At 52.2% G+C, this 19,993-nt stretch carries 18 protein-coding genes, 1 pseudogene and 1 riboswitch; of the genes and pseudogenes, 8 read left to right on the top strand and 11 right to left on the bottom strand.

What is annotated here, in order from left to right; all coding sequences use genetic code 11:
• Nucleotides 1-32: 32 nt before the first annotated feature.
• Complete coding sequence (gene thiC / locus ACE5LO_RS22625) at nt 33-1,811, bottom strand: phosphomethylpyrimidine synthase ThiC (protein ID WP_375522227.1); 1,779 nt, start codon at nt 1,809-1,811, stop codon at nt 33-35.
• Between the two features lie 248 nt (nt 1,812-2,059).
• A riboswitch (TPP riboswitch) is annotated at nt 2,060-2,172 on the bottom strand.
• A gap of 95 nt (nt 2,173-2,267) precedes the next feature.
• Nucleotides 2,268-3,011, bottom strand: a complete 744-nt coding sequence (locus ACE5LO_RS22630) for an IclR family transcriptional regulator (RefSeq protein WP_375522228.1) — start codon at nt 3,009-3,011, stop codon at nt 2,268-2,270.
• A gap of 301 nt (nt 3,012-3,312) precedes the next feature.
• Here ACE5LO_RS22630 and ACE5LO_RS22635 point away from each other — a divergent pair, with 301 nt between their 5' ends.
• The 5 genes from ACE5LO_RS22635 (at nt 3,313) to ACE5LO_RS22655 (ending at nt 9,746) form a co-directional block, all read left to right on the top strand.
• Complete coding sequence (locus ACE5LO_RS22635; RefSeq protein WP_375522229.1) at nt 3,313-4,299, top strand: alpha/beta hydrolase; 987 nt, start codon at nt 3,313-3,315, stop codon at nt 4,297-4,299.
• Nucleotides 4,300-4,501: 202 nt separating this feature from the next.
• Nucleotides 4,502-6,196 carry a spore germination protein gene (locus ACE5LO_RS22640; RefSeq protein WP_375522230.1) on the top strand — a complete coding sequence of 565 codons (1,695 nt, stop codon included), beginning with the start codon at nt 4,502-4,504 and terminating at the stop codon, nt 6,194-6,196.
• Nucleotides 6,197-6,216: 20 nt separating this feature from the next.
• Nucleotides 6,217-7,317 carry a GerAB/ArcD/ProY family transporter gene (locus tag ACE5LO_RS22645; RefSeq protein WP_375522231.1) on the top strand — a complete coding sequence of 367 codons (1,101 nt, stop codon included), beginning with the start codon at nt 6,217-6,219 and terminating at the stop codon, nt 7,315-7,317.
• On the top strand, nt 7,310-8,515 hold the full coding sequence (locus ACE5LO_RS22650) for a Ger(x)C family spore germination protein (protein ID WP_375522232.1): 1,206 nt from the start codon (nt 7,310-7,312) through the stop codon (nt 8,513-8,515). The genes ACE5LO_RS22645 and ACE5LO_RS22650 overlap by 8 nt, the downstream gene beginning before the upstream one ends.
• A gap of 103 nt (nt 8,516-8,618) precedes the next feature.
• A complete protein-coding gene (locus tag ACE5LO_RS22655) occupies nt 8,619-9,746 on the top strand; it encodes a superoxide dismutase (RefSeq protein ID WP_375522233.1) in 1,128 nt (375 codons plus the stop codon).
• Nucleotides 9,747-9,759: 13 nt separating this feature from the next.
• Here the strand turns inward: ACE5LO_RS22655 and ACE5LO_RS22660 are convergent, their stop codons facing one another.
• The 6 genes and pseudogenes from ACE5LO_RS22660 to ACE5LO_RS22685 form a co-directional block, all read right to left on the bottom strand.
• Entirely contained in the window at nt 9,760-10,599 is an 840-nt protein-coding gene (locus ACE5LO_RS22660; RefSeq protein ID WP_375522234.1) for a lipoate--protein ligase family protein, read from the bottom strand.
• 113 nt (nt 10,600-10,712) lie between these two features.
• Nucleotides 10,713-11,306 (bottom strand): GTP cyclohydrolase I FolE, encoded by a 594-nt coding sequence (folE, locus tag ACE5LO_RS22665; RefSeq protein WP_375522235.1) that lies wholly within the window; start codon nt 11,304-11,306, stop codon nt 10,713-10,715.
• Nucleotides 11,307-11,354: 48 nt separating this feature from the next.
• On the bottom strand, nt 11,355-11,612 hold the full coding sequence (locus tag ACE5LO_RS22670; protein WP_375356822.1) for a YneF family protein: 258 nt from the start codon (nt 11,610-11,612) through the stop codon (nt 11,355-11,357).
• A 112-nt stretch (nt 11,613-11,724) separates the two neighbouring features.
• Nucleotides 11,725-12,753 (bottom strand): HD-GYP domain-containing protein, encoded by a 1,029-nt coding sequence (locus ACE5LO_RS22675; RefSeq protein ID WP_375522236.1) that lies wholly within the window; start codon nt 12,751-12,753, stop codon nt 11,725-11,727.
• Nucleotides 12,754-12,864: 111 nt separating this feature from the next.
• Nucleotides 12,865-14,022 (bottom strand): annotated as a pseudogene (gene queG / locus ACE5LO_RS22680) (tRNA epoxyqueuosine(34) reductase QueG); the annotation flags it as partial.
• A 126-nt stretch (nt 14,023-14,148) separates the two neighbouring features.
• Nucleotides 14,149-14,574, bottom strand: a complete 426-nt coding sequence (locus tag ACE5LO_RS22685) for a GNAT family N-acetyltransferase (protein WP_375522237.1) — start codon at nt 14,572-14,574, stop codon at nt 14,149-14,151.
• 590 nt (nt 14,575-15,164) lie between these two features.
• Here ACE5LO_RS22685 and ACE5LO_RS22690 point away from each other — a divergent pair.
• Nucleotides 15,165-15,776, top strand: a complete 612-nt coding sequence (locus ACE5LO_RS22690; protein WP_375356819.1) for a superoxide dismutase — start codon at nt 15,165-15,167, stop codon at nt 15,774-15,776.
• A gap of 110 nt (nt 15,777-15,886) precedes the next feature.
• Here ACE5LO_RS22690 and ACE5LO_RS22695 read toward each other — a convergent pair whose 3' ends face one another.
• Nucleotides 15,887-16,297 carry a hypothetical protein gene (locus ACE5LO_RS22695; RefSeq protein WP_375522238.1) on the bottom strand — a complete coding sequence of 137 codons (411 nt, stop codon included), beginning with the start codon at nt 16,295-16,297 and terminating at the stop codon, nt 15,887-15,889.
• Nucleotides 16,298-16,306: 9 nt separating this feature from the next.
• The gene (locus ACE5LO_RS22700; protein ID WP_375522244.1) at nt 16,307-16,855 is read right to left on the bottom strand and encodes an NAD(P)H-dependent oxidoreductase; all 549 of its coding nucleotides are present in this window, start codon (nt 16,853-16,855) and stop codon (nt 16,307-16,309) included.
• Between the two features lie 196 nt (nt 16,856-17,051).
• Here ACE5LO_RS22700 and ACE5LO_RS22705 point away from each other — a divergent pair, with 196 nt between their 5' ends.
• Both ACE5LO_RS22705 and ACE5LO_RS22710 read left to right on the top strand, forming a co-directional pair.
• Nucleotides 17,052-17,693 (top strand): HlyD family efflux transporter periplasmic adaptor subunit, encoded by a 642-nt coding sequence (locus tag ACE5LO_RS22705; RefSeq protein WP_375522245.1) that lies wholly within the window; start codon nt 17,052-17,054, stop codon nt 17,691-17,693.
• 9 nt (nt 17,694-17,702) lie between these two features.
• On the top strand, nt 17,703-19,232 hold the full coding sequence (locus ACE5LO_RS22710) for a DHA2 family efflux MFS transporter permease subunit (protein ID WP_375522239.1): 1,530 nt from the start codon (nt 17,703-17,705) through the stop codon (nt 19,230-19,232).
• Nucleotides 19,233-19,653: 421 nt separating this feature from the next.
• Here ACE5LO_RS22710 and ACE5LO_RS22715 read toward each other — a convergent pair.
• The coding region (locus ACE5LO_RS22715) for a hypothetical protein (protein WP_375522240.1) at nt 19,654-19,993 on the bottom strand (340 nt) is incomplete at its 5' end.

Consider the following 19,993-nt stretch of genomic DNA (forward strand, 5'->3'; position numbering starts at 1 on the left):
TACAGCACAGCTTTCATCTATTCATTATGGTATCAGCTGCTCCGACCCCCGCGATATTCCAACGCTTTTTCCTCCAAACCTGCGGCAATAGCCTCCTCCTCGCCGATTCCCTTCTCTGCGGCAAACGCCCGGATATCCTGTGTGATGCGCATACTGCAAAACTTCGGGCCACACATCGAACAAAAGTGTGCATTCTTCGCCCCCTCGGCGGGCAGCGTCTCATCATGATACTCAAGCGCACGTTCCGGGTCGAGGGACAGATTGAACTGATCGCGCCAACGGAATTCGAAGCGGGCCTTGGACAGCGCATCATCCCGCTGCTGTGCCCTTGGATGGCCTTTGGCAAGATCCGCGGCATGGGCGGCGATCTTGTAGGCGATCACCCCTTCACGCACATCGTCCTTATTCGGCAGGCCAAGATGCTCCTTCGGTGTGACATAACAGAGCATGGAGGTTCCGAACCAGCCGATCATGGCAGCGCCAATCGCGGAGGTAATATGGTCATATCCGGGGGCGATATCCGTCGTAAGCGGCCCCAGCGTATAGAATGGTGCTTCCTTGCAGATTTCCATCTGCAGATCTACGTTCTCCTTGATTTTATGCATAGGCACGTGACCAGGCCCCTCAATCATCACCTGTACATCATGCTTCCAGGCAATCTGCGTTAGCTCACCCAGCGTCGCCAGCTCGGCCATCTGAGCTTCATCGTTGGCATCATAGATACTTCCCGGACGCAGGCCGTCCCCGAGCGAAAAGGCGATATCATAGGTCTTCATAATTTCACATATCTCTTCGAAGTGTGTATACAGAAAGTTCTCCTGGTGATGAGCAAGGCACCAAGCCGCCATGATGGACCCGCCCCGCGACACGATGCCTGTCATCCGCTTGGCGGTCAGCGGAATATAACGGAGCAGTACGCCCGCATGAATCGTAAAATAATCCACTCCCTGCTCCGCCTGCTCAATCAGCGTATCGCGGTATACTTCCCAGGTCAGCGCTTCGGCCTCCCCATTGACTTTTTCCAGCGCCTGATACAGCGGCACCGTTCCGATCGGCACGGGAGAGTTGCGGATGATCCACTCACGCGTCGTGTGAATGTTGCGGCCTGTCGACAGGTCCATCACCGTATCCGCTCCCCATCTTACGGCCCAGGTCATCTTCTCCACCTCCTCCTCAATGGAGGAGCTTACTGCCGAGTTGCCGATATTGGCGTTGATTTTGACATGAAAATGGCGGCCGATCAGCATCGGCTCACTCTCCGGGTGGTTGATGTTGGAGGGCAGTATCGCCCTTCCGCTCGCCAGCTCCTGTCTTACAAATTCCGGATCAAGCCCCTCCCGGATTGCTGCAAATTCCATCTCCGGTGTTATGATTCCCCGGCGGGCATAGTGCATCTGGGTAACGTTACGCCCCGGCAGCGCACGCAGCGGCCGGCTGACAGCGCCCGGGAATTCCTCGGCAGGACGGGTCCCCGACCGAAGTCCGTTATCCCCGGGCTGCACTGCCCTTCCTTCATAACGAGCGACATCCTCTCTCTCCTCAACCCACGCCTGCCGCAGCTTGGGCAGCCCCTTGCGGATATCCGCCTGATTCGCCGGGTCGGTCATGGGCCCGCTTGTATCGTACACACGCAGCGGGGCATTATGCTCAACTCCCTGCGGTGTATGGGTGTCATGCAGCGTTATCTCTCTTTCGGGCACCAGAATATCAGGTCTTGATCCCTGGATGTAGACCTTGCTGCTTGCCGGAAAGGCTCCGATATCCGTATTGGCTCCTCCCGCTGCTGCTGTTTTCCGTTTGCTCTCTGTCATCTGCTTGCTCCTCCCGAGTCGTCATATTCCTCATCGGGATCATACCGGAGAAAAAAAGATGCTGTCGGCCAGCTGCAAAATACGGGCCAAGCACGCTGTCTTGTCCTTGCGGCGGACGGCGGTGCGAAACGAATTTTGCAGCAAAATGAAAAAGCCGGTTCCCGAAGGAACCGGCTGTATGCAAACAGGCCTCCATGCATTACCAAGGTATGCCCCTGGCTGCTGCACATGCTGCCTATCCATATGATTTCATTGGCCGGTTACTTCCCTACGCTGGTATGATCCAGATCAGGTACAAAGGGTCCGGAACCTGGAACGGTTCCATCTCAGCCCGGTATTACGGGCCCCCCCAGTAACTTCGGCAGCATCATGCCGCCATTATAACTATGCTGTTTCACAGACGGATGCCTCCGCCTTCCAGTTCAGGTTAGCCTAAAAAGAAAAGTTTGGCAACCCCTAAGGGAGCAGCGTTCCCATTTCCTTCCCCGCTTCCACGATAATAGGAGCAAATTCATGCAAGGTCTCGGACGAAAGTCTACTCACCGGCCCGGAAACGGAGAGCGCTGCCGTCATCTCCCCTTTATGATTCATAATCGGGGCGGACACAGCCGCCGCTCCCGGCTCGCGCTCCTCGTAGCTAGTCGCATAACCCTTGACGCGTATTTCCTCAAGCTGCTTCCAGTAAGCTTCATCCCCGGCCAAAGCCTGCAGCTCAGGTCCCTTCTTCAACTGCTCCAGTTCCTCCGATGAAGCAAAGGCTACCAGCACCTTGCCGGATGCACCAACGGACAGGGGCATGCGGGCCCCGACGGTCGCTACCCGGCGGATGGCCTGCGCACTCTGCACAGCCTGGATACGGATACGTTCATCCCCGTCCCGGATATACAGGCTCACTGTTTCGCCCAGACGGTCACGGAGCTTCTCCATCAAAGGCAGCAGCAGAACCGCGGGATCCTCATTGCGTGACATATGGGTCGACAGCTCCCAGATCCGAATGCCCAGCCGGTACTTCTCCGTAGCTGCATTGCGGATGATAAAGCCTCTTTCCTCCAGCGTCGTGAGCAGACGGTGAACCGTGCTTTTGTGCAGCCCTATTTTTGCCGCAATTTCCGTCAATCCCAAATCAGTGGCTTCCGTAAAACACATCATGATGTCCAAAGCCCGCTCGACAGCACGGACAGTCAGCTTCCGGTCCTCCACGGCGGCTGCCCCCTCTCTCTTGTGTTTATCAATATTTTCCAACAGACCGATCATGGCTGGATACAGTCATTTTTTCTGAGCTTAACCGTTTCACTCAATGAAACTTGGTTACATAAATTATATAAAATTTCAGGACAGACTGTAAACTGTTTTAGCGACAGCCCGGTATATAATTCAAGGAGGAAAATATTATCAATTACTGTCGAATTGACTTTGCAGCTGCTGCCTTTTACGATTAAAGGAATAGTGCTGTTAGCTGGCACCCGGAATTGACTTTATTAATGATCAAGGAGGCTCTTCGATGATTGCGTCACCTCAAGGCGGCGCCCCGGTGCAGCCTGCCGTCAACGAGCCGTCCGCCCAGCTTTCCCCCCGGTTAATCCGGTTTAAGCATATCGTCATCGCGCTTGGTTTGTCGGTTGTGTTCTTTTTAATGTTCTGTTTTATCGCTTTGCATGCTTATATTGTCTGGTTTCTGTCCAATCCGACCGTAGCTCCGCTGTATTCCAATCCGCTGCAGGCCAAGGACATGGCATATGAGGAAATCAGCTTTCCCGCCAAGGACGGCAGCCGTATGATGCAGGGCTGGTATATTCCTGCGCAGAATTCCAGCAAAACGATTGTCTTCAGCCACGGCTACGGCGCCAATCGAGAGGAAAGCTGGATTCCCATGTATGATTTGGCCCATTATGCGCACAGGCAGGGCTTTAATGTTATTATGTTTGATTACGGCTTTGCCTCGCAAACCAACAGAGAGGTCGCTACTGGCGGCAGAGCCGAGTCGCGGCAGCTGCTCGGCGCCATTCAGCTTGCTAAACAGCGGGGAGCCCAGGAAATTATCGTCTGGGGCTTTTCCATGGGGGCCGGTACGGCGCTGCAAGCGGGCCTGGAAACCAAGGACGTGGACGCCATGATTTTGGACAGCACCTTCCTGCTGGAGCCTGACACGCTGTATCATAATATACGGAACCAGATTGATCTGCCCCGTCATCCTTCACTTGAAATTCTGGAGCTGCTGTTCCCCGTTCTGAACGGGACAGGTCTGCAGCAAATTCCTTATCAGCAGGTGAAGACGGAGGATTACCCTTTCCCGATCTTCTTTATCCACGGCACCAAGGATGAGAAAGCTCCGTATCCGATCGCGGAAGCGCTGGCAGCCAGCCAGACCCATCCCGCCTCGGACGTCTGGATTGTGGAGAATGGGCTGCATGAGCTCATCTTCCGGGAGCACCCGCGCGAATATTTGCGCAGAGTATCCACGTTTCTAAGCAATGTGCAGCAGCCATAGGCTTCCGAAAAAACCAACAGAATAGCTATTCGTAGTGGATTTATATTATCCCTTCACGGCGACGGTGAACAAGAGGTCATGCTCAAATGACTCAATCACTGGAAACCGGAAGGGATTTTTTCTATTTTAAACATATCCTGCATGATTTTTTCATATTGGCAAAAGATATATCTGGCTTGGATTATCAGCTGGAGGTAGAACCATGTGGCAGCTCATTGTAGACCATTTCCCTAAACTGATCATTTTTCTGCAGGCTCTTCTGCTTGCACTGGCTCCTTTGCTTGTTTATCTGATTATCAGAAGATTTAAAGTCATGGAGGGCAGAACAAGCAGACGGAAACAGAAGCTGGAGTATTACAAGACACACCCGGAGGCGGCACAGCCTGTTTCTGTGTCTACTGAGCAAGGAGAGAGAGTTCATTGTTTTACTGAGGATCATCAAACCAATATCACGCTATTCAGAAATGCTGCGACCGATATGTCCGATGTGAATGAACACAAAATATTTCTGAAAAATCCCAATATCGAAATAGCGCTATTTTTCGTAGAAGGACTTATGGACAAAATCGAATTGGAGGAGCATACGATCAAACCGCTGCTGGAGTGGGGAAACTCTTTGCAGGACCTGGATCTTCTGCCACAGGGCGAAGAATTCGGGACCATGCTCGTTGAAGAGGTATTGATCGTTTCTGAAACCAGATACACACAGGATGTGAAGGCTGCTTTAAGAAAAGTATTGTTCGGCTCAGTTCTGCTTTTAATAAACGGGGTGCCGGGAGCGATCCTGCTCGGGGGACCCAAGGGGAACACCCGCGCTGTAGAAGAGCCCATCTCGGAATCCGTGCTTCGTGGTCCCCGCTTGGGCTTCACGGAGACACTCAGCGACAATACAGCCATGCTGCGCAGACATGGTGAAAGCGGTGAACTGGCCATGCTGTCCTACAGGATCGGCACCAGGGTCGAAAAAGAGCTCAAGGTGGTCTACTTTCGGGATATAGCCGATCCTGAGCTTGTAGAAGAAGTCAAACGCCGTGTAAGCACGATAGATGTGGATGAAGCCCTGGAATCGGGATATGTGGAGCATCTGATCGAAGACAATTTTCTCAGTCCTTTCCCGCAAATTCAAAGCACCGAAAGGCCGGACCGCGTCATGGCGGCACTGCTGGAAGGACGGGTGGCCATTCTTCTGGACGGTTCCGCTTTTGCGCTGATCATGCCGGTAACGTATTCCATGATGCTTCAATCCCCCGAGGATTATTATGAACGCTGGATTGCAAGCTCTCTTATTCGCTCACTGCGCTTTATGGCCGCCCTGATTTCTTTATTTGCTCCGGCTATCTATATTTCCCTTATTTCTTTTCACCCGGGGCTGATACCGACGAAGCTGGTCATCTCTATCATCAGCACGAGGCAGAGTGTTCCCTTCCCCACGCTGATTGAAGCCCTGATTATGGAGATCTCCATCGAGATTTTGCGTGAAGCCGGTTTGCGTCTGCCCAAGCCCATTGGTCCGGCTATGGGGATTGTCGGGGGGCTTATTATCGGCCAGGCGGCGGTAAATGCCGGAATCGTGAGTCCCATTCTGGTTATTATCGTTTCTGTCACGGCCATTTCCTCTTTTGCCGCACCGATGTACAGCGCGGGAATTGCTCTGCGCTTGCTGCGCTTTCCGATCATGCTGACGGCAGCGGTGTTCGGCCTGTATGGAGTAGTCATGTTTTTCGTGTTTCTGTGCATCCATATGTTAAAGCTGCAAAGCTTTGGCATTTCCTATCTGGAGCTGGCCTCCCCCCATTCCTTCAGCAGCTGGAAGGATTTCTTCATCCGGGCACCGCTTCAGTTCATGAGATTCCGGCCAGCTCTGCTAAAGAGTATGAATCCCAAACGCAGAAAATAAACCGTCAGGAGTGGTGCAAGGTGACGATCCGCAAAACCAAGGCCAAACGGCTCACTACCGCACAGACAACAGCCATATTTGTTTGTTTTATCATGGGCGCAGAATTGATCACCCTGCCCCGTCAAACTGTGGAACTTGCCCGTACAGCGGATGTATGGCTTTCGATCATATTAAGCGGATGCGCTACCTTTCTGTTTGTCTGGATTGGGATCAAGCTGAGCCGGCTTTTCCCATCTGTCTCTTTCTATGAATATGTACAGCAGATTACAGGCAAATTCATTGGAAAAGGTCTGGGGCTGCTGATCGCCATTTATTATGTGAGCATAAGCGGCTTTGAACTCCGTTCTGTCAATGAGGTGACTTCCTTTTTCCTGCTCGAAGGAACACCCATATGGGCGCTGTCATCCTTGCTATTATGGATATCGTTATACCTTTGCCTTGCTGGAATATACGGAATAGGGAAAATAATTCAAATCATCTTTCCTATTATCATTCTTGCTTCTATACTCATCTGCTTTCTGGGTGTGAATGTATTTGAGCCCAACCATTTGCGCCCCGTGCTGTCCGAAGGATTGTCCCCGGTTTGGAAGGCCATGAAAAGCACCCCGCTGGCTTTTGCGGGAAGCGAGTGCCTGCTATTTATTCTTTGCCAAATGGAGAGGCCTCAGCAAGCGACCAGGGTTGCCGGAATGGGGCTGGGGATCGTGGTGCTGTTTTACACGGTGTCAACCATCATTTGTATTGGTGTTTTTTCAGTTGAGGGCGTGATCACACGCATCTGGCCTTTTTTCGATCTGGTTCGCAGTGTTGAAGTGGAATTTCTTTTGCTGGAACGGCTTGAAGCGCTTCTGTTTTCCATCTGGATTTTGCAGATTTTCTCAACCTTCACGCTGGCTTATTACTGTGCGGCACTCGGGATATCGCAAATTTTCAAGGTTTCTTATGCGAAAACTTTATTTTTTCTGCTCCCGCTGATTTACATCGTATCCCACATTCCCAAGAACAGGAATGAAATATCCGCTATGGCCATCGTTCTTGGGTATGCAGCTTGCATTTTATTCGCTATGGTTCCCACGATCCTGCTACTGATCACTTATTGGAGGCGACTTGGCCATGATTAAATTCCGATCAGGCCTAACTGCAATGACTGCCCTTCTGCTCTGTTCAACGCTTACAGGCTGCTGGAGCAGCTCTCCCATCGAAGACCGCAATCTGGAGGTCGGGATTGCATTGGATACGGGAACACAATCCCGCGAAGAAAAAAGGCTGCAGAAAAGAGGGGGCGGATATCCGAAGCAGGAGCTCATACGCAGAACCGTGCAATTCGAATTACCGGAAGCACATGGGGGTTCCGGTTCAAACGGAGGGCCTTCTCAGGCGAAAAACTTCTATAACCTTGTGGAAACAGGGGATTCCATGATGGAAATCACCCGTGAAACCTATCTGCAAACCAATTCCCCTGCCGGATTTCACCTAAAGACGATTGTTATCAGCTCCAGCCTGCTCAGCCGAATTTCCATGTACGAGTTGCTTGACTATTTTCTGCGGGACAACGATATCCGGCTTAGCCTGAAGGTCATGATCAGCACCGGGACTGCAAGTGATGTGCTCAAGAAAACAACTGTGCCCGGTCAGGTTCCCGCCCTTGCATTGAAGGAACTATTCGACAATCGCAAACGCAACTCGCGCATGGCCAAACCGCTTCCGCTAGCCAAAATCATTGGTCCTTTAAAGTCAAACAAAAGCTTCATCCTGCCCAATGTCATTACCACAGATCATGAAATCAAGGTAGCCGGGGCCGGGGTCATCAAAGGGAAAACCCAGAAGTATGCCGGATTCCTGAGCGAAACCGAGGTGGAGGGCCTGCAGTGGATTAAAGGCGATATCGCCGGAGGGATCGTGAAGGAGGCAGACCCACAGTCCGGTAAAATAATTGAATATGAGATTAAATCAGCAAAAAGTAAAATTCAAGCCATCATGGATGGAGACGACATTTCCTTTCACGTGCACATGACCTCCAACGGACGTATAGCAGAAAGCTTCAAGCCGGCTAAAAACTTGAGCAACAACAGGCTGATGGCTCAGGAAAAGAAATGGGTCGAAGAGAAGGTGAATGAGCTTGCCCAAAATGCCGCTGCCAGAATGCGTGAGCTGCGGGTTGATGTCGGAGGCTTCGGCGAGGCCCTGCGTATTCAACACCCGGAAGTATGGAAGAAGGTCAAGAACGACTGGGACAACGCCTTCGTCAACATTCCCGTCACATACAGTACAAAGATACAAATTGAGGATTACGGCGCTGCAACTATGACGGTAAATTAATCGCGGTTTGTTCCCGGCTACCCGAATAAGACAGGGGCCTCCCGAATATAATACGCTGTCACATCCTTGGAATGAAAGGATGCCGGAAGGGAGGTCCAGTTTAATGACAGATACACACGGCTCTATGCCGTCTGTTCGGATACTGGAGCAAATCGATAGCTGGAAGGGCAACGAAAGAAGCTATATAAGCGCATTGCAGGAAACGATGCCTGATCTGGAGCCTGCCTATGTGCAGCTGCTGGATGACTGGGGGCGGGTATTCGATGCCACTCGGAAAATCACCGCCGAAGCGCTGGACGAGATATGGGAACGGTCGGGATTGCAGTCTGAAAAGGATACGGGGGATGTTGGTGAAGATCCGGAAACAGTCCGCACATTGCAATATCTGCTGCGCGAGTCCGCCAGGCAGTCCCGTGAGTTCCGGAGACAGCTATCCCTGCTTCAATCCACCAGCGCCGCGCTCCGCAGTTCGCCAACCGCAGCAGCGCTGCTGCAGCGGGCGGAAGAGGATAGCGCCTATTACCAGATGGCTGCAGAAGGCATCCATCCGCCGGGACACCTTCCCCGCTCCACAGAGGAAGAGCGCAAAGCGTCCAACCCCCGGCCTGTGCCTATCGGCGGCCACACCCTGCCCCCGCTCCCCTATCCTTACGACGCGCTTGAACCCTACATCGATGAAGCAACAATGCGGCTCCATCATGACAAGCATCACAAGAGCTATGTAGACGGGTTGAATCAGGCGGAAAAAAAGCTGGAGGAAGCGCGTAAAACAAATGATTTCGCCCTGGTCAAGCACTGGGAGCGAGAGCTGGCTTTCCACGGGGCGGGACACTATCTGCACACCCTCTTCTGGGAAACGATGAGCCCTCAAGGGGGAGGAACGCCGGTCGGGGCGTTGGCCGATCAGATCCGGCAGGATTTCGGCAGCTTCGATGCCTTCAAGAAGCAATTCAGCGAGGCAGCAGACAAGGTGGAGGGCTCCGGCTGGGCTATCCTGGTGTGGAGCCCGCGGGCCGGTCATCTGGAAATCCTGCAGGCCGAGAAGCACCAAAATCTGTCGCAATGGGATGTAATCCCCCTGCTGCCGCTGGATGTATGGGAGCATGCCTATTATTTAAAACACCAGAACGAACGGAGAAAATACATAGACGACTGGTGGAACGTAGTTAACTGGCCTGCGGTCGACAGACGGTTCGCATATGCTTCACAGCTCAGATGGGCACCTTACTGAGCTGGTTTTTCAGCTAGCTTCTGATCTCACGGTCATAACGCTCCCGCAGAGCTTCCCCCTCCCGCTCCAGCTCTGCGGGAGATATGACGTGCGGAGCGGCGGAGTCCAGCAGCAGATTCCGCCGCTTCAGCATCCCGCGTAAGGAATCGGCATAAGCCTCCACAGACGGCACCCCTGCCAGCTCCTGCAGGCTTCCCATCGTTCCCTGTCTGACTTCAGGATAGCCGGTATCCGTATCCTGTGCAGCCATACTGTAGTAGCGCCTTACTTCTTCAGCACGTGCCTCACCGCTGCCTCCCACAATAATAAAAGCGGTAATGATGTACGCCTTGGCTTGTCTCCGCTGGGCAATTCCGCAAAATTTGCGCCCCCCGATGGCAAGATCATAATCACCCGGACAAAAGGAGCCGGCAACTTCACCGGCTGCCGCCGCCGTGGACCATGGAGCCAGAGCCTCACCTATGAGCTCGGCCATCAGGCGAAAATCATCATGGATGTTGATCGAATGCTGCGGATTCGGGAGGATCAGCGACAGGTTCAGTACGCCTTCATCCAGCAGCACCGCCGCCCCTCCTGATGGACGCACGCACACGGGCATGCCCTCTCCGCGCAACAGAGCCATCGCTTCCTCGGCCCTGGACAGCCTGCGATCACGGTGGCCGATCACGAGCGCCTTCGAGCAGCGCCACATATGAAGCAGCGGCGCCGCCCCCTGCCCTACCTGCCGGCAGGCCAGTTCCTCCCAGGCGAATGGCCGCCATATATCCCCCTGCAAGTCCCAGACGCCTCTGTCCACGATATGAAATCCGGTCAGGCTATCGCCCAATTTCCGGTCTATTGTCTGTTCAGCCACACAAATCCCCCCTTGACGCAATACTCAACCGGTCTGATATAAGGAAAAAGAGCAAGTATTGATGGTACTGACCACCAAAATACTCGCTCTTTTGCAATCAAACAGCCCCGATCTTATTCCCTGACCAGTGACAGAAATTCGGCCCGCTGTGCCGCGTTCTCACGGAACGAGCCGCGAACGGCCGAGGTGACTGTCTTGCTGCCTGGCTTCTTCACACCCCGTGCGCACATGCACAGGTGCTCTCCTTCCACAACCACCATCACGCCATGAGGTTCAACCGCTTCCATCAGCGTGTCCGCAATCTGGGAAGTAATGCGCTCCTGCACCTGCAGACGGCGGGATACAGCTTCTACGAGACGGGCAAGCTTGCTCAGACCTACAATTTTGCCGCTCGGTACATATCCAATGTGCACTTTCCCGAAGAATGGGGCCATATGATGCTCGCACTGGCTGTAATACACGATGTCTTTAACGATGACCAGCTCTTCATGGTTCTCGTCAAATGTCACACCCAGCACTTCGCGGGGATCGACCTCATAGCCGGCAAAAATCTCCTCATACATGCGAGTCACGCGAGCGGGAGTATCGAGCAGCCCCTCACGGTCCGGATCTTCACCGATCAGCTTCAAAATTTCGCTGATGTGGTACTCAATTTTATCGCGGTTATCCGCCACTCTGCGGTTCATGTAATCTTTGACTCCAGCCACAATAACCCTCCTACGCAGCATCAGGTAATGGTGCTGTCTGTATGCTCGCTATTTTCTGCGCCCCTGATTTCTGCGGTTGCCGGGTTGGTTTCTGTTAAACTGCTGGTTTTTCATCATCTGCTGTGCTTGCTGCATCTGTTTGCTGTTCAGGTTGTAGCCCATCTGCTTGGCCATTTTTTGCAGTGCCTCAGGATCGCTCTGCATTTTCTCAAGCTGCTTGCGCAAATAGTAAGCTCCGATGAAAAATCCCCCGACCAATCCGACAATCAGGGTAACAATTGGAATGACAATATTCCACCATGCCACGAAGACGTCACCTCTGTATATTTGCTATCTTTTGATGAAAATATGCTGATTTAAAGCACTAGCATATAATAGCATTTTCACAAGCTGCGGGCAAACGAAATTTTACGAAAAATCAGGCCATTACGGCATCGATAAAAACGGTGGTATGCCGGGCCAGATCCATTTCCTTGACATCGAGATCGGGCCCGCTTTCCTTCACCAGTCTCACGACAGGCCTGCCGGGCAGCCCGCGGTGCTGGCGCACGACGACCCCCGTTTCCTTCGTGGATAATTTCACGGCCGTCCCGTTCGGGTAGACCGAAATAATGCGGGTGAATTCCACCAGCGCTTCACGGTCAAGCTCCGTACCCGACATGGCCATCATTTTCTCGCAGGCTACATGGGGCAGCATCCGGCCTCCGTTGAAATCATTCACCAGGTTGTCGTACATGTTGGCGACCGCCACAATTTTGGCATACTGATGAATCTCCTCAGCAGACAGGCTGCGGGGCATGCCCTTTCCATCGATCCTTTCATGGTGCTGCAGGGCGACATGGGCGACCATGAGACTGAATTCCCGCTTGTTTTTAATAATTTCAAAGCCGGACCAGGTATGGTGCGATTTCAGAATATCCTGCTGCTTGGGGGTGTCTGCCGTACTGATCTTCCCTATATCATGGAGAAGCGCGCCAATCGCCAAATCCTTCAGCTGTCCGTGATTCAACCCCATATTGATACCAATCAGCGTGGACATCAGGCACACATTAACCGCATGCACATACTGGGCGTTATCGGCTGTGCGGATATCTGTCAGCTGCACAAGTGTTTCCTTGCCATTCATGACGTCCTCCAGAATGCGGTCCACACTGACATTGACCTTCTTGGTGCTCCAGTCCTTGCCGGAGCGGATGGCTGAAAAAGCGTCATTCATTTCCTGAATCACCGCCTGCTTCGTAGCTTCCGACAAAATATCCTCCGGCTCCACATCCGCAAAGTCCGGGTCCTGTATATACAGCATCGTAACGCCGATACGATTCAGAGTGTTAATCATAAAAACCGTCAATTGCACTCCGGCAGACAGCATCACCGTACCGTTGGATGAATAGACAGTTTTGCCAAGATACTGGCCTGGCTCCACGTTTTCAATACTTACGTATTTCATCAGAATCCCCCTGGCGGTTTGTAGGAAACGACATCCTTATAAGATATATCGGCAAGTACGCCCCATACTTGTAATTGGAAAGGCGTTTCCCACTGGTCAATGATCCGCCAAAAGCGCGGAAGCCGCCTGACCGATCATCTCCTTCACTTTCTCATGCTGTTCTTTCTGAGCTGCCTCGTTGATCGCCTTCGCCGCGTCTTCTCCTCCAATTCGGCTTAATGCCCATGCCGCCGTTCCACGCAGTTCAGGGCGGGGATCTTCAAGCAGAACCTCCGCCAGCTTGGGAACGGCTGTAATGTCTTTAAAATTGCCGAGCGCTATAACCGCATTGCGCTGAATCGGCTTTTTTCCCCTCCAGGCCGCGGCGCTGCTGCCAAAACGGTCCTTGAACTCACGGTTGCTCATATCAAGCAGCGGCAGCAGCAGCGGTTTGACAATTTCCGGATCTGGCGTCAATTCGGGGTGCCGCTCCCAGTTCAGCCCACGGTTCTTCGGACATACAATTTGACAGGTATCGCAGCCGTACAGACGGTTGCCGATTTTCAGCATAAACTCCTCGTCCAGAAAACCCTTGGTCTGGGTCAGGAAGGAGATGCAGCGCTGGGCATTCAGTTGACCCGGCCCCACAAGCGCTCCTGTTGGACAAGCGTCAATGCATTTGGTGCATTCTCCGCAGCCTTCGGTCACCGGCTGATCCGGCTGAAACGGAATGTTCGTCACCAGCTCGCCCAGATAAATCCAGGAGCCGAGCTCCGGAGAGATGATGGAGCAATTTTTGCCACTGAAGCCAATTCCCGCGCGCTCCGCTACAGCCCTGTCCACCAATTCGCCGGTATCTACCATGTTTTTGATGATCGCTTCCGGCACACGTTCCCGAATAAACGCTTCCAGACGGTCCATCGCCTCGCGCAGCACCAGATGGTAATCCCGCCCCCATGCTGAGCGTGCCAGAATGCCGCGATAACGGCCTGGTTCCGATTTGGGCGGGTCTTTCACCTTGGACGGATAAGCAACGGCAATGGCGATCAGGGACGCGGGTTGGGCCCCATCCAGCGCCGGGTATATCCGTTTCTCGATGTCAGGCTCCTCGAAGCCGGATTCATAACCTTTGGCCCGGTGGTCCTCAAGAATAGACTTTAATGATAAAAAGGGGTCAGCACTCGCAAAGCCGATGGAATCGATTCCGAGCGACGGCGCAGCCTCCTGAATTTCCTGTTTGAGCGTGTCCCAATACGAAGCAGCCCCGGAGACACAAGTTTGTTCGTGCATCTTACCGAGTCACCTCTCCTGATTTAATAAAATTAATGAAACTTCACGGACGAATACCCGTACAACTAGAAAAGCATATCTCCCACCGGATTGCAATGGTTGGGGAGATATGCTTTAATGGTAAATTTAGTTCGGGGCCAATATACTCAGTTTTTGGAAAGCCTGCAGAATTTGGCTTGCCCCATAACCCATCGCTTCATAAAGTGGCATGGCAGCCTTGTTGTGCTCATCTCCGGCCACCCAAATCCGGCTAACCTTGCGCTGGTGGAAGCGCTGCTCCATCAATTCGATCAATGCCTTGCCGACGCCTTGACGGCGATGATCCGGATGGATGGCGATACGATAATAGCAGCCGTGGTTCTGGTCGATTGTTCCGATCAGAGTGCCTACCAGCTCCCCGTCTTCCTCAGCCACAAGAATCAAGTCGGAATCCCAAGACAGCTGGCGGGCAAATGCCTCAATCGTCTCTTTGTAACAATCTTCCGACAAGGAAATTTGCATCAGTTCAGTCACCCGGCTTGCATCGCCCAACTGAAAAGTACGAACACGCATACTAATATCCCCTTCGTGTTAGCATTGTAAATTGCAAAAAGCTGCAAAGACTCCGGGAAAACCGGCGCCGTTCCAGTTGATGGCCGTTCCAAGGGCCTTTTTACACAAATCATGAGTTTTCATATCATGAAGATAATAATGGCCGCATACAATACATATGATATGCTGCAGCTTTATATTTCTCTATCTGTTCTCTCTCTCGATTTCTCGAAAATGTGTCCTGTTGCTAAAACGACAAAAAAGAACACAATAAAGCCGAGTTTACCGCTCCATGACCATTAAACCACAATTTACTCCATTTTTCACCCATTTTCTTTTGTAAACGCTTTATTTTAGCGTTTACATTTATTCTTTCCTGCTGCAGGTATAAACGTAATGGAACAGGACAGGCTAAATTTAGCCTGTGGATCTAAGCAATTTTTATCATCGCAGAGAAAACTTAGCCAAGCGTGGTGCGCTTCTCTGAAGTCTGCGGTGATTGATGCTTTCCCCCACCGATTTTCTAAACAAAAAAGTTGATTAAATAGGCAAAAAGCGTTTAATATAGTTGTTGGGGTTATTTAACACTAATTTCAGGAGGGATTTTTATCATGGCATTTACATTACCTGCACTTCCTTATTCCAACGATGCGCTCGAGCCTCATATCGACGCGCTGACTATGGAAATTCACCACGATCGTCACCATAACACTTATGTGACCAACCTGAATGCAGCTCTGGAGAGCGCTCCCGAACTGCAAAGCAAGAGTCTTGAAGAGCTGCTTACTGACCTGAACAGCGTACCTGAAGGCATCCGCACTGCTGTCCGCAACAACGGTGGTGGACATGCCAACCACTCCCTGTTCTGGGAAGTCATCGGACCAAACGGCGGCGGCGAGCCTACAGGCGCAATCGCTGAAGCGATCAACAACGAGCTGGGCGGTTACGGCAAGTTCAAAGAAGACTTTACCAAAGCGGCTACTACTCGTTTTGGCAGCGGCTGGGCATGGCTCGTAGTCGACAAAGACGGTAAGTTGGCCATTACAAGCACTCCCAACCAGGATAATCCGATCATGGAAGGCCAAACTCCGGTTCTTGGCCTTGACGTATGGGAGCATGCTTACTACCTGAATTATCAAAACAAACGTCCTGACTACATCGGCGCATTCTTCAACGTAATTAACTGGGACGAAGTGAACAAGCGCTACGCTGCAGCGAAGTAAGAGTTGCACAGCGGCAATGATTGTACAAAAAAGCTGGCCACCGGCACAATGCCGGGAAGCCAGCTTTTTTATGCTCTTCAATTCAGATAGCTGTACGCACGCCGCACTGATTACTTATCCTTGTCGTCTCCTTCAGCCCCGGATTTGGACATGGAACGGAGCGCGTCACGGTAGCTGAGATCGGAGTCCCGCCTCTCCTTCTGAGCAGATTCCACATTACGGCCTGCCTCCTTTCCCAGCTCCGCAAAGCTCCGGATCGCATCCCGGTAAGCCTTGTCCTCTCCAGATTCTTTCATTCGCTCAACGTTTATCGCAGTGTTTTTCACAGGGCTAGGGCTTTCTTGCTCCTTCTCAAGCCCGGAAGTTTCTTGCAATTGCTCCCGTACTGCCTGCTTGCGTCTTGGCTTGTCAGGCTCTGCCTTCTTTTCGGAATTCCTTGCAGCAGACCGGACATTGCGGGTGTTATACACAAACAAAAATATCAATGCCACCGCAGCCAGCACCAAAAAAGCAATAAACATGCAGACCTCCTATTCTGCGCGCTGCCCGGCAAATTTCATGGCCGTTTCAGCAATTCGCTGGCCAAATGCCCGGCCAAGAGCAAGATCGGCCGCACTCGGCAGATTGGGCGGGTCCTCCGGCGAGGCTTCCACAGGGCATGTAACTCCTACACCATAATAGGAGCCGTAAAGCGCGTTTTCAGGAGTATTGGACGGCATCCCGACAATAATCATGCCTTGATGAAGCATCGGTGTAATCAGGTTGAGAAGCGTGGATTCCAATCCTCCATGAACGGTAGCTGTAGTACAGAAGACGCCGCCTATTTTATTGACCAGCTTGCCTTGTGCCCACAATAAACCCAACTGGTCAATCCATGCCTTCAGGCCGCTGCTGACGGTTCCAAAATGGCCCGGGCACCCCCAAATAATCGCGTCAGCATCCACCAGTTCCTCTACCCTGGCTGAGCGGACATGCTCCAGGCGCACATCGGAACCATTGATTCTGGCACCCTCCGCAATGGAAGTAGCCAAAGCCTCCGTATGACCATTTTCACTGTCGTATACCACCGCTATTTTTATCAAATGTCCTCATCCTTTATATATATCATTTCGTATCGCTTTGCTTTTACTATCCCCAATACATAAAAAAACATGATTATAAATTTCAGGCATAGTTACACCTTCATCAGGGAAGCTTAGTAACAGCAACAATATGAAAGCTCTGGCGGAATCAGAGTTCGGATATGAGTTTAAGATTCAACTAATATGGAGGGGACTGTTCATGTATCCACGCGCAATACTTGTCAATCTGCTGGTGATCATCATCATTCTGGCTGGAGTGGCAGCAGCAGCTTATTACTACTATCAGGCTGCCAACTACATAAAAACCGATAACGCGCAGGTATCTGGCCAGCAAATTACAATCGCTCCCCCGGTGGCCGGGAAGCTGGTAGACTGGAAGGCTGACGTAGGGGACAGCTTTAATGCCGGGGATACCCTGGGAAGTGTTGTATCAGGAGGCACGCGGACTAACATTACTATTCCGGCGAACGGAACCGTTGTTCAGGAAACAGCTGTTAATAATTCCATTGTCGGGGCAGGCACACCTGTCGCCAGAGCGTATGATATGCACAATTTATGGGTTACGGCAAATATGGAAGAGACACTAATCCGTGATCTGCAGGTCGGGCAATCGGTGGATGTTAATATTGACGCTTTCCCGGATACAGTGGTGTCGGGCAAGGTCAACCGCATCGGCCTGGCGACCTCGGGAACCTTTTCCTTACTGCCCTCGAGCAATACGACCGCCAATTACACCAAGGTCACCCAGGTGATCCCCGTTGAAATTACTATTCAGGGGTATGAAGGACTCGGCATCGTTCCCGGAATGAGCGCTACTGTCAAGGTGCATAAATAGGTGGCGGCCATGGCGGAAAATATGTCCCTCGGAAGGCTGTTGACCGTTCTGCTCCTTGGAGCTTTTATTTCGATACTTAACCAAACCCTGTTAAATGTAGCAATACCGCATCTGATGAATGATTTCAACGTTTCGGCCACCACGATCCAGTGGCTGTCCACCGGATACATGCTGACAAACGGCATTTTGATTCCGGTAACCGCGTTTCTGATCGAATCCTTCGGCACACGGGTTCTGTTCATTACAGCTATGGGACTGTTTACAGTCGGGGCATTGATTTGTGCCATGAGTACAGGCTTCACGCTTATGCTGATCGGCCGCATTATCCAGGCCAGCGGGGCCGGCATTATCATGCCTGTCGTCATGAACGTATTTCTGACCGTCTTCCCTCCGGAACGGCGCGGTGCAGCCATGGGCATGATGGGCATCGCCATGATGTTCGCACCAGCCGTCGGACCTACCTTGTCAGGCTGGATTGTGGAAGAATATACATGGCGGCTTCTGTTCATCATTGTTATTCCCCTTGCCGTGATCGATATTCTGTTTGCACTTCGCTGGCTCAGGGACGTCTCGAAGCTGACCTATCCCAAATTTGATTTGCTTGGTACAGTTTTCTCAACGATCGGCTTCGGAACCCTGCTGTACGGATTCAGCTCAGCGGGGGATAAAGGCTGGGGCAGCATGACTGTCATTTTGAGCCTGTTCATCGGCATCCTGTTCATTTTGTTTTTTATCCTGCGTGAATTGAACATGGATCAGCCTATGCTGGAATTCAGGGTGTTCAAATATGATATTTTTGCGGTATCCACTCTGGTCGGCTCTGCCGTGAACATGACTTTGTTTGGCGGCATGCTGCTGCTTCCGATGTATTTGCAGAACATTCGGGGCTTCACCCCGCTCCAGTCCGGGCTGCTGCTGCTTCCCGGCGCTCTGCTGATGGGGGTCATGTCCCCCATTTCGGGGATTATCTTCGACAAGATCGGAGCGCGCCCGCTGGCCATCATCGGCCTGTTGGTTACCGCTGTGACGACGTGGGAATTCAGTTTTCTGACCGATGCCACGCCATACAGCCATATTCTCCTGATCTATACGATCCGCAGCTTCGGCATCTCCCTGCTCATGATGTCTGTACAGACCGAAGGGCTTAATCAGCTCCCCGCCCATCTGGGCAGCCATGGGACGGCCATGTCGAACACGATACGGCAGATCGCCGGTTCGATCGGTACGGCCTGGCTGATCACCGTGATGAGCAACCGGTCCGTGATTCATCTGGCTGATTATGCCAATACCGCATCTGCGGTAAGCGGCTCAGGCGCCGGGCTGGAGCAGCTTGGTCAAGGAATTGCCGCTTCCGCCGGGATACCGCCCCAGACTGGCCAGACGCTCGCTCTCATGCAGGTATATCAAACTGCCGTTACCGAGTCCACTATAAAGGGCATTAACGACTCGTTTATTGTCGCGGCAGGCATCGCCGTTGCCGGACTGGTATTTTCCCTGTTTCTGCGCAGGGCCATCCCGCGCAAGAGCGCCGGTCATTAGGATGCACAAAAGACTGTTTTCCGGCACGACTACGCCGGAGAACAGCCTTTTGTTATTTACTCAACTTTCGCAGAGCACAAAATCCACTTCAACCTTTGTAGCTACTGAGTTCTGAGGAATTCGAATCCCCTTCTAGGGCTTGACAGTCAAGCCGCCAGCCGGTCGTGGCAAGACATGTGATACTCGCTTTTCAGAAGCCTTGCACGATTATCCCGTTGGATCAGGTACAGAAAAACAGAAAACCGGGAACCAAAAATACACTTTAGGCACGTTAAAGAAAATAACGGATCAAATGAGGCACGAAACTCGTTGCCGCTTGAACTCGAATTTTTCCGATGTCCTCGTTCATACTAGCCGACACTAGCCCACACCGTTCAAGCAACACACATCATGCTCACCTTTCCTCGTTCAAGCACTGCAATTAGGCCGCAGCCGCAAGAGGCTGAATCGGTTGGCGCGCAATCAGTTGGCGGTAAGGGATCGCCGGAATCGCCACGCCTATGTACAGCAACTTCTGCCACATCGTTTCTTCCCCTTCGGTCAGGCGCAGTCGGCGGCGTCCAGTGTACTCGTTGAGGTACGCCTGCAGATGCTTTGTTCCTAAGGCTATATACGTACTCTTCAGTGATCTCCACGCCTCTCTTACCACTTTCCGCAAGGGTCTATACAGCCGATAGGCTTGAAGGAACGATTGTACCGCCGATGCACGAACATCTACCTGTTCGTTGATGAACACAGCGAGTTCGTGACGATTCGCTCCG

The sequence above is a fragment of the Paenibacillus medicaginis genome (genome assembly GCF_042138635.1).
In the GTDB taxonomy this organism is placed as follows: domain Bacteria; phylum Bacillota; class Bacilli; order Paenibacillales; family Paenibacillaceae; genus Paenibacillus; species Paenibacillus medicaginis.

Excerpts from the sequence above, each read along its gene's own strand:
- ACE5LO_RS22710 (WP_375522239.1), top strand. The coding sequence starts at position 17,703 with ATGGCGGAAAATATGTCCCTCGGAAGGCTGTTGACCGTTCTGCTCCTT.
- ACE5LO_RS22640 (WP_375522230.1), top strand. The coding sequence starts at position 4,502 with ATGTGGCAGCTCATTGTAGACCATTTCCCTAAACTGATCATTTTTCTG.
- ACE5LO_RS22675 (WP_375522236.1), bottom strand. The coding sequence starts at position 12,753 with ATGAAATACGTAAGTATTGAAAACGTGGAGCCAGGCCAGTATCTTGGC.
- ACE5LO_RS22655 (WP_375522233.1), top strand. The coding sequence starts at position 8,619 with ATGACAGATACACACGGCTCTATGCCGTCTGTTCGGATACTGGAGCAA.
- thiC (WP_375522227.1), bottom strand. The coding sequence starts at position 1,811 with ATGACAGAGAGCAAACGGAAAACAGCAGCAGCGGGAGGAGCCAATACG.
- ACE5LO_RS22685 (WP_375522237.1), bottom strand. The coding sequence starts at position 14,574 with ATGCGTGTTCGTACTTTTCAGTTGGGCGATGCAAGCCGGGTGACTGAA.
- ACE5LO_RS22690 (WP_375356819.1), top strand. The coding sequence starts at position 15,165 with ATGGCATTTACATTACCTGCACTTCCTTATTCCAACGATGCGCTCGAG.
- ACE5LO_RS22650 (WP_375522232.1), top strand. The coding sequence starts at position 7,310 with ATGATTAAATTCCGATCAGGCCTAACTGCAATGACTGCCCTTCTGCTC.
- ACE5LO_RS22695 (WP_375522238.1), bottom strand. The coding sequence starts at position 16,297 with ATGTTTATTGCTTTTTTGGTGCTGGCTGCGGTGGCATTGATATTTTTG.
- ACE5LO_RS22635 (WP_375522229.1), top strand. The coding sequence starts at position 3,313 with ATGATTGCGTCACCTCAAGGCGGCGCCCCGGTGCAGCCTGCCGTCAAC.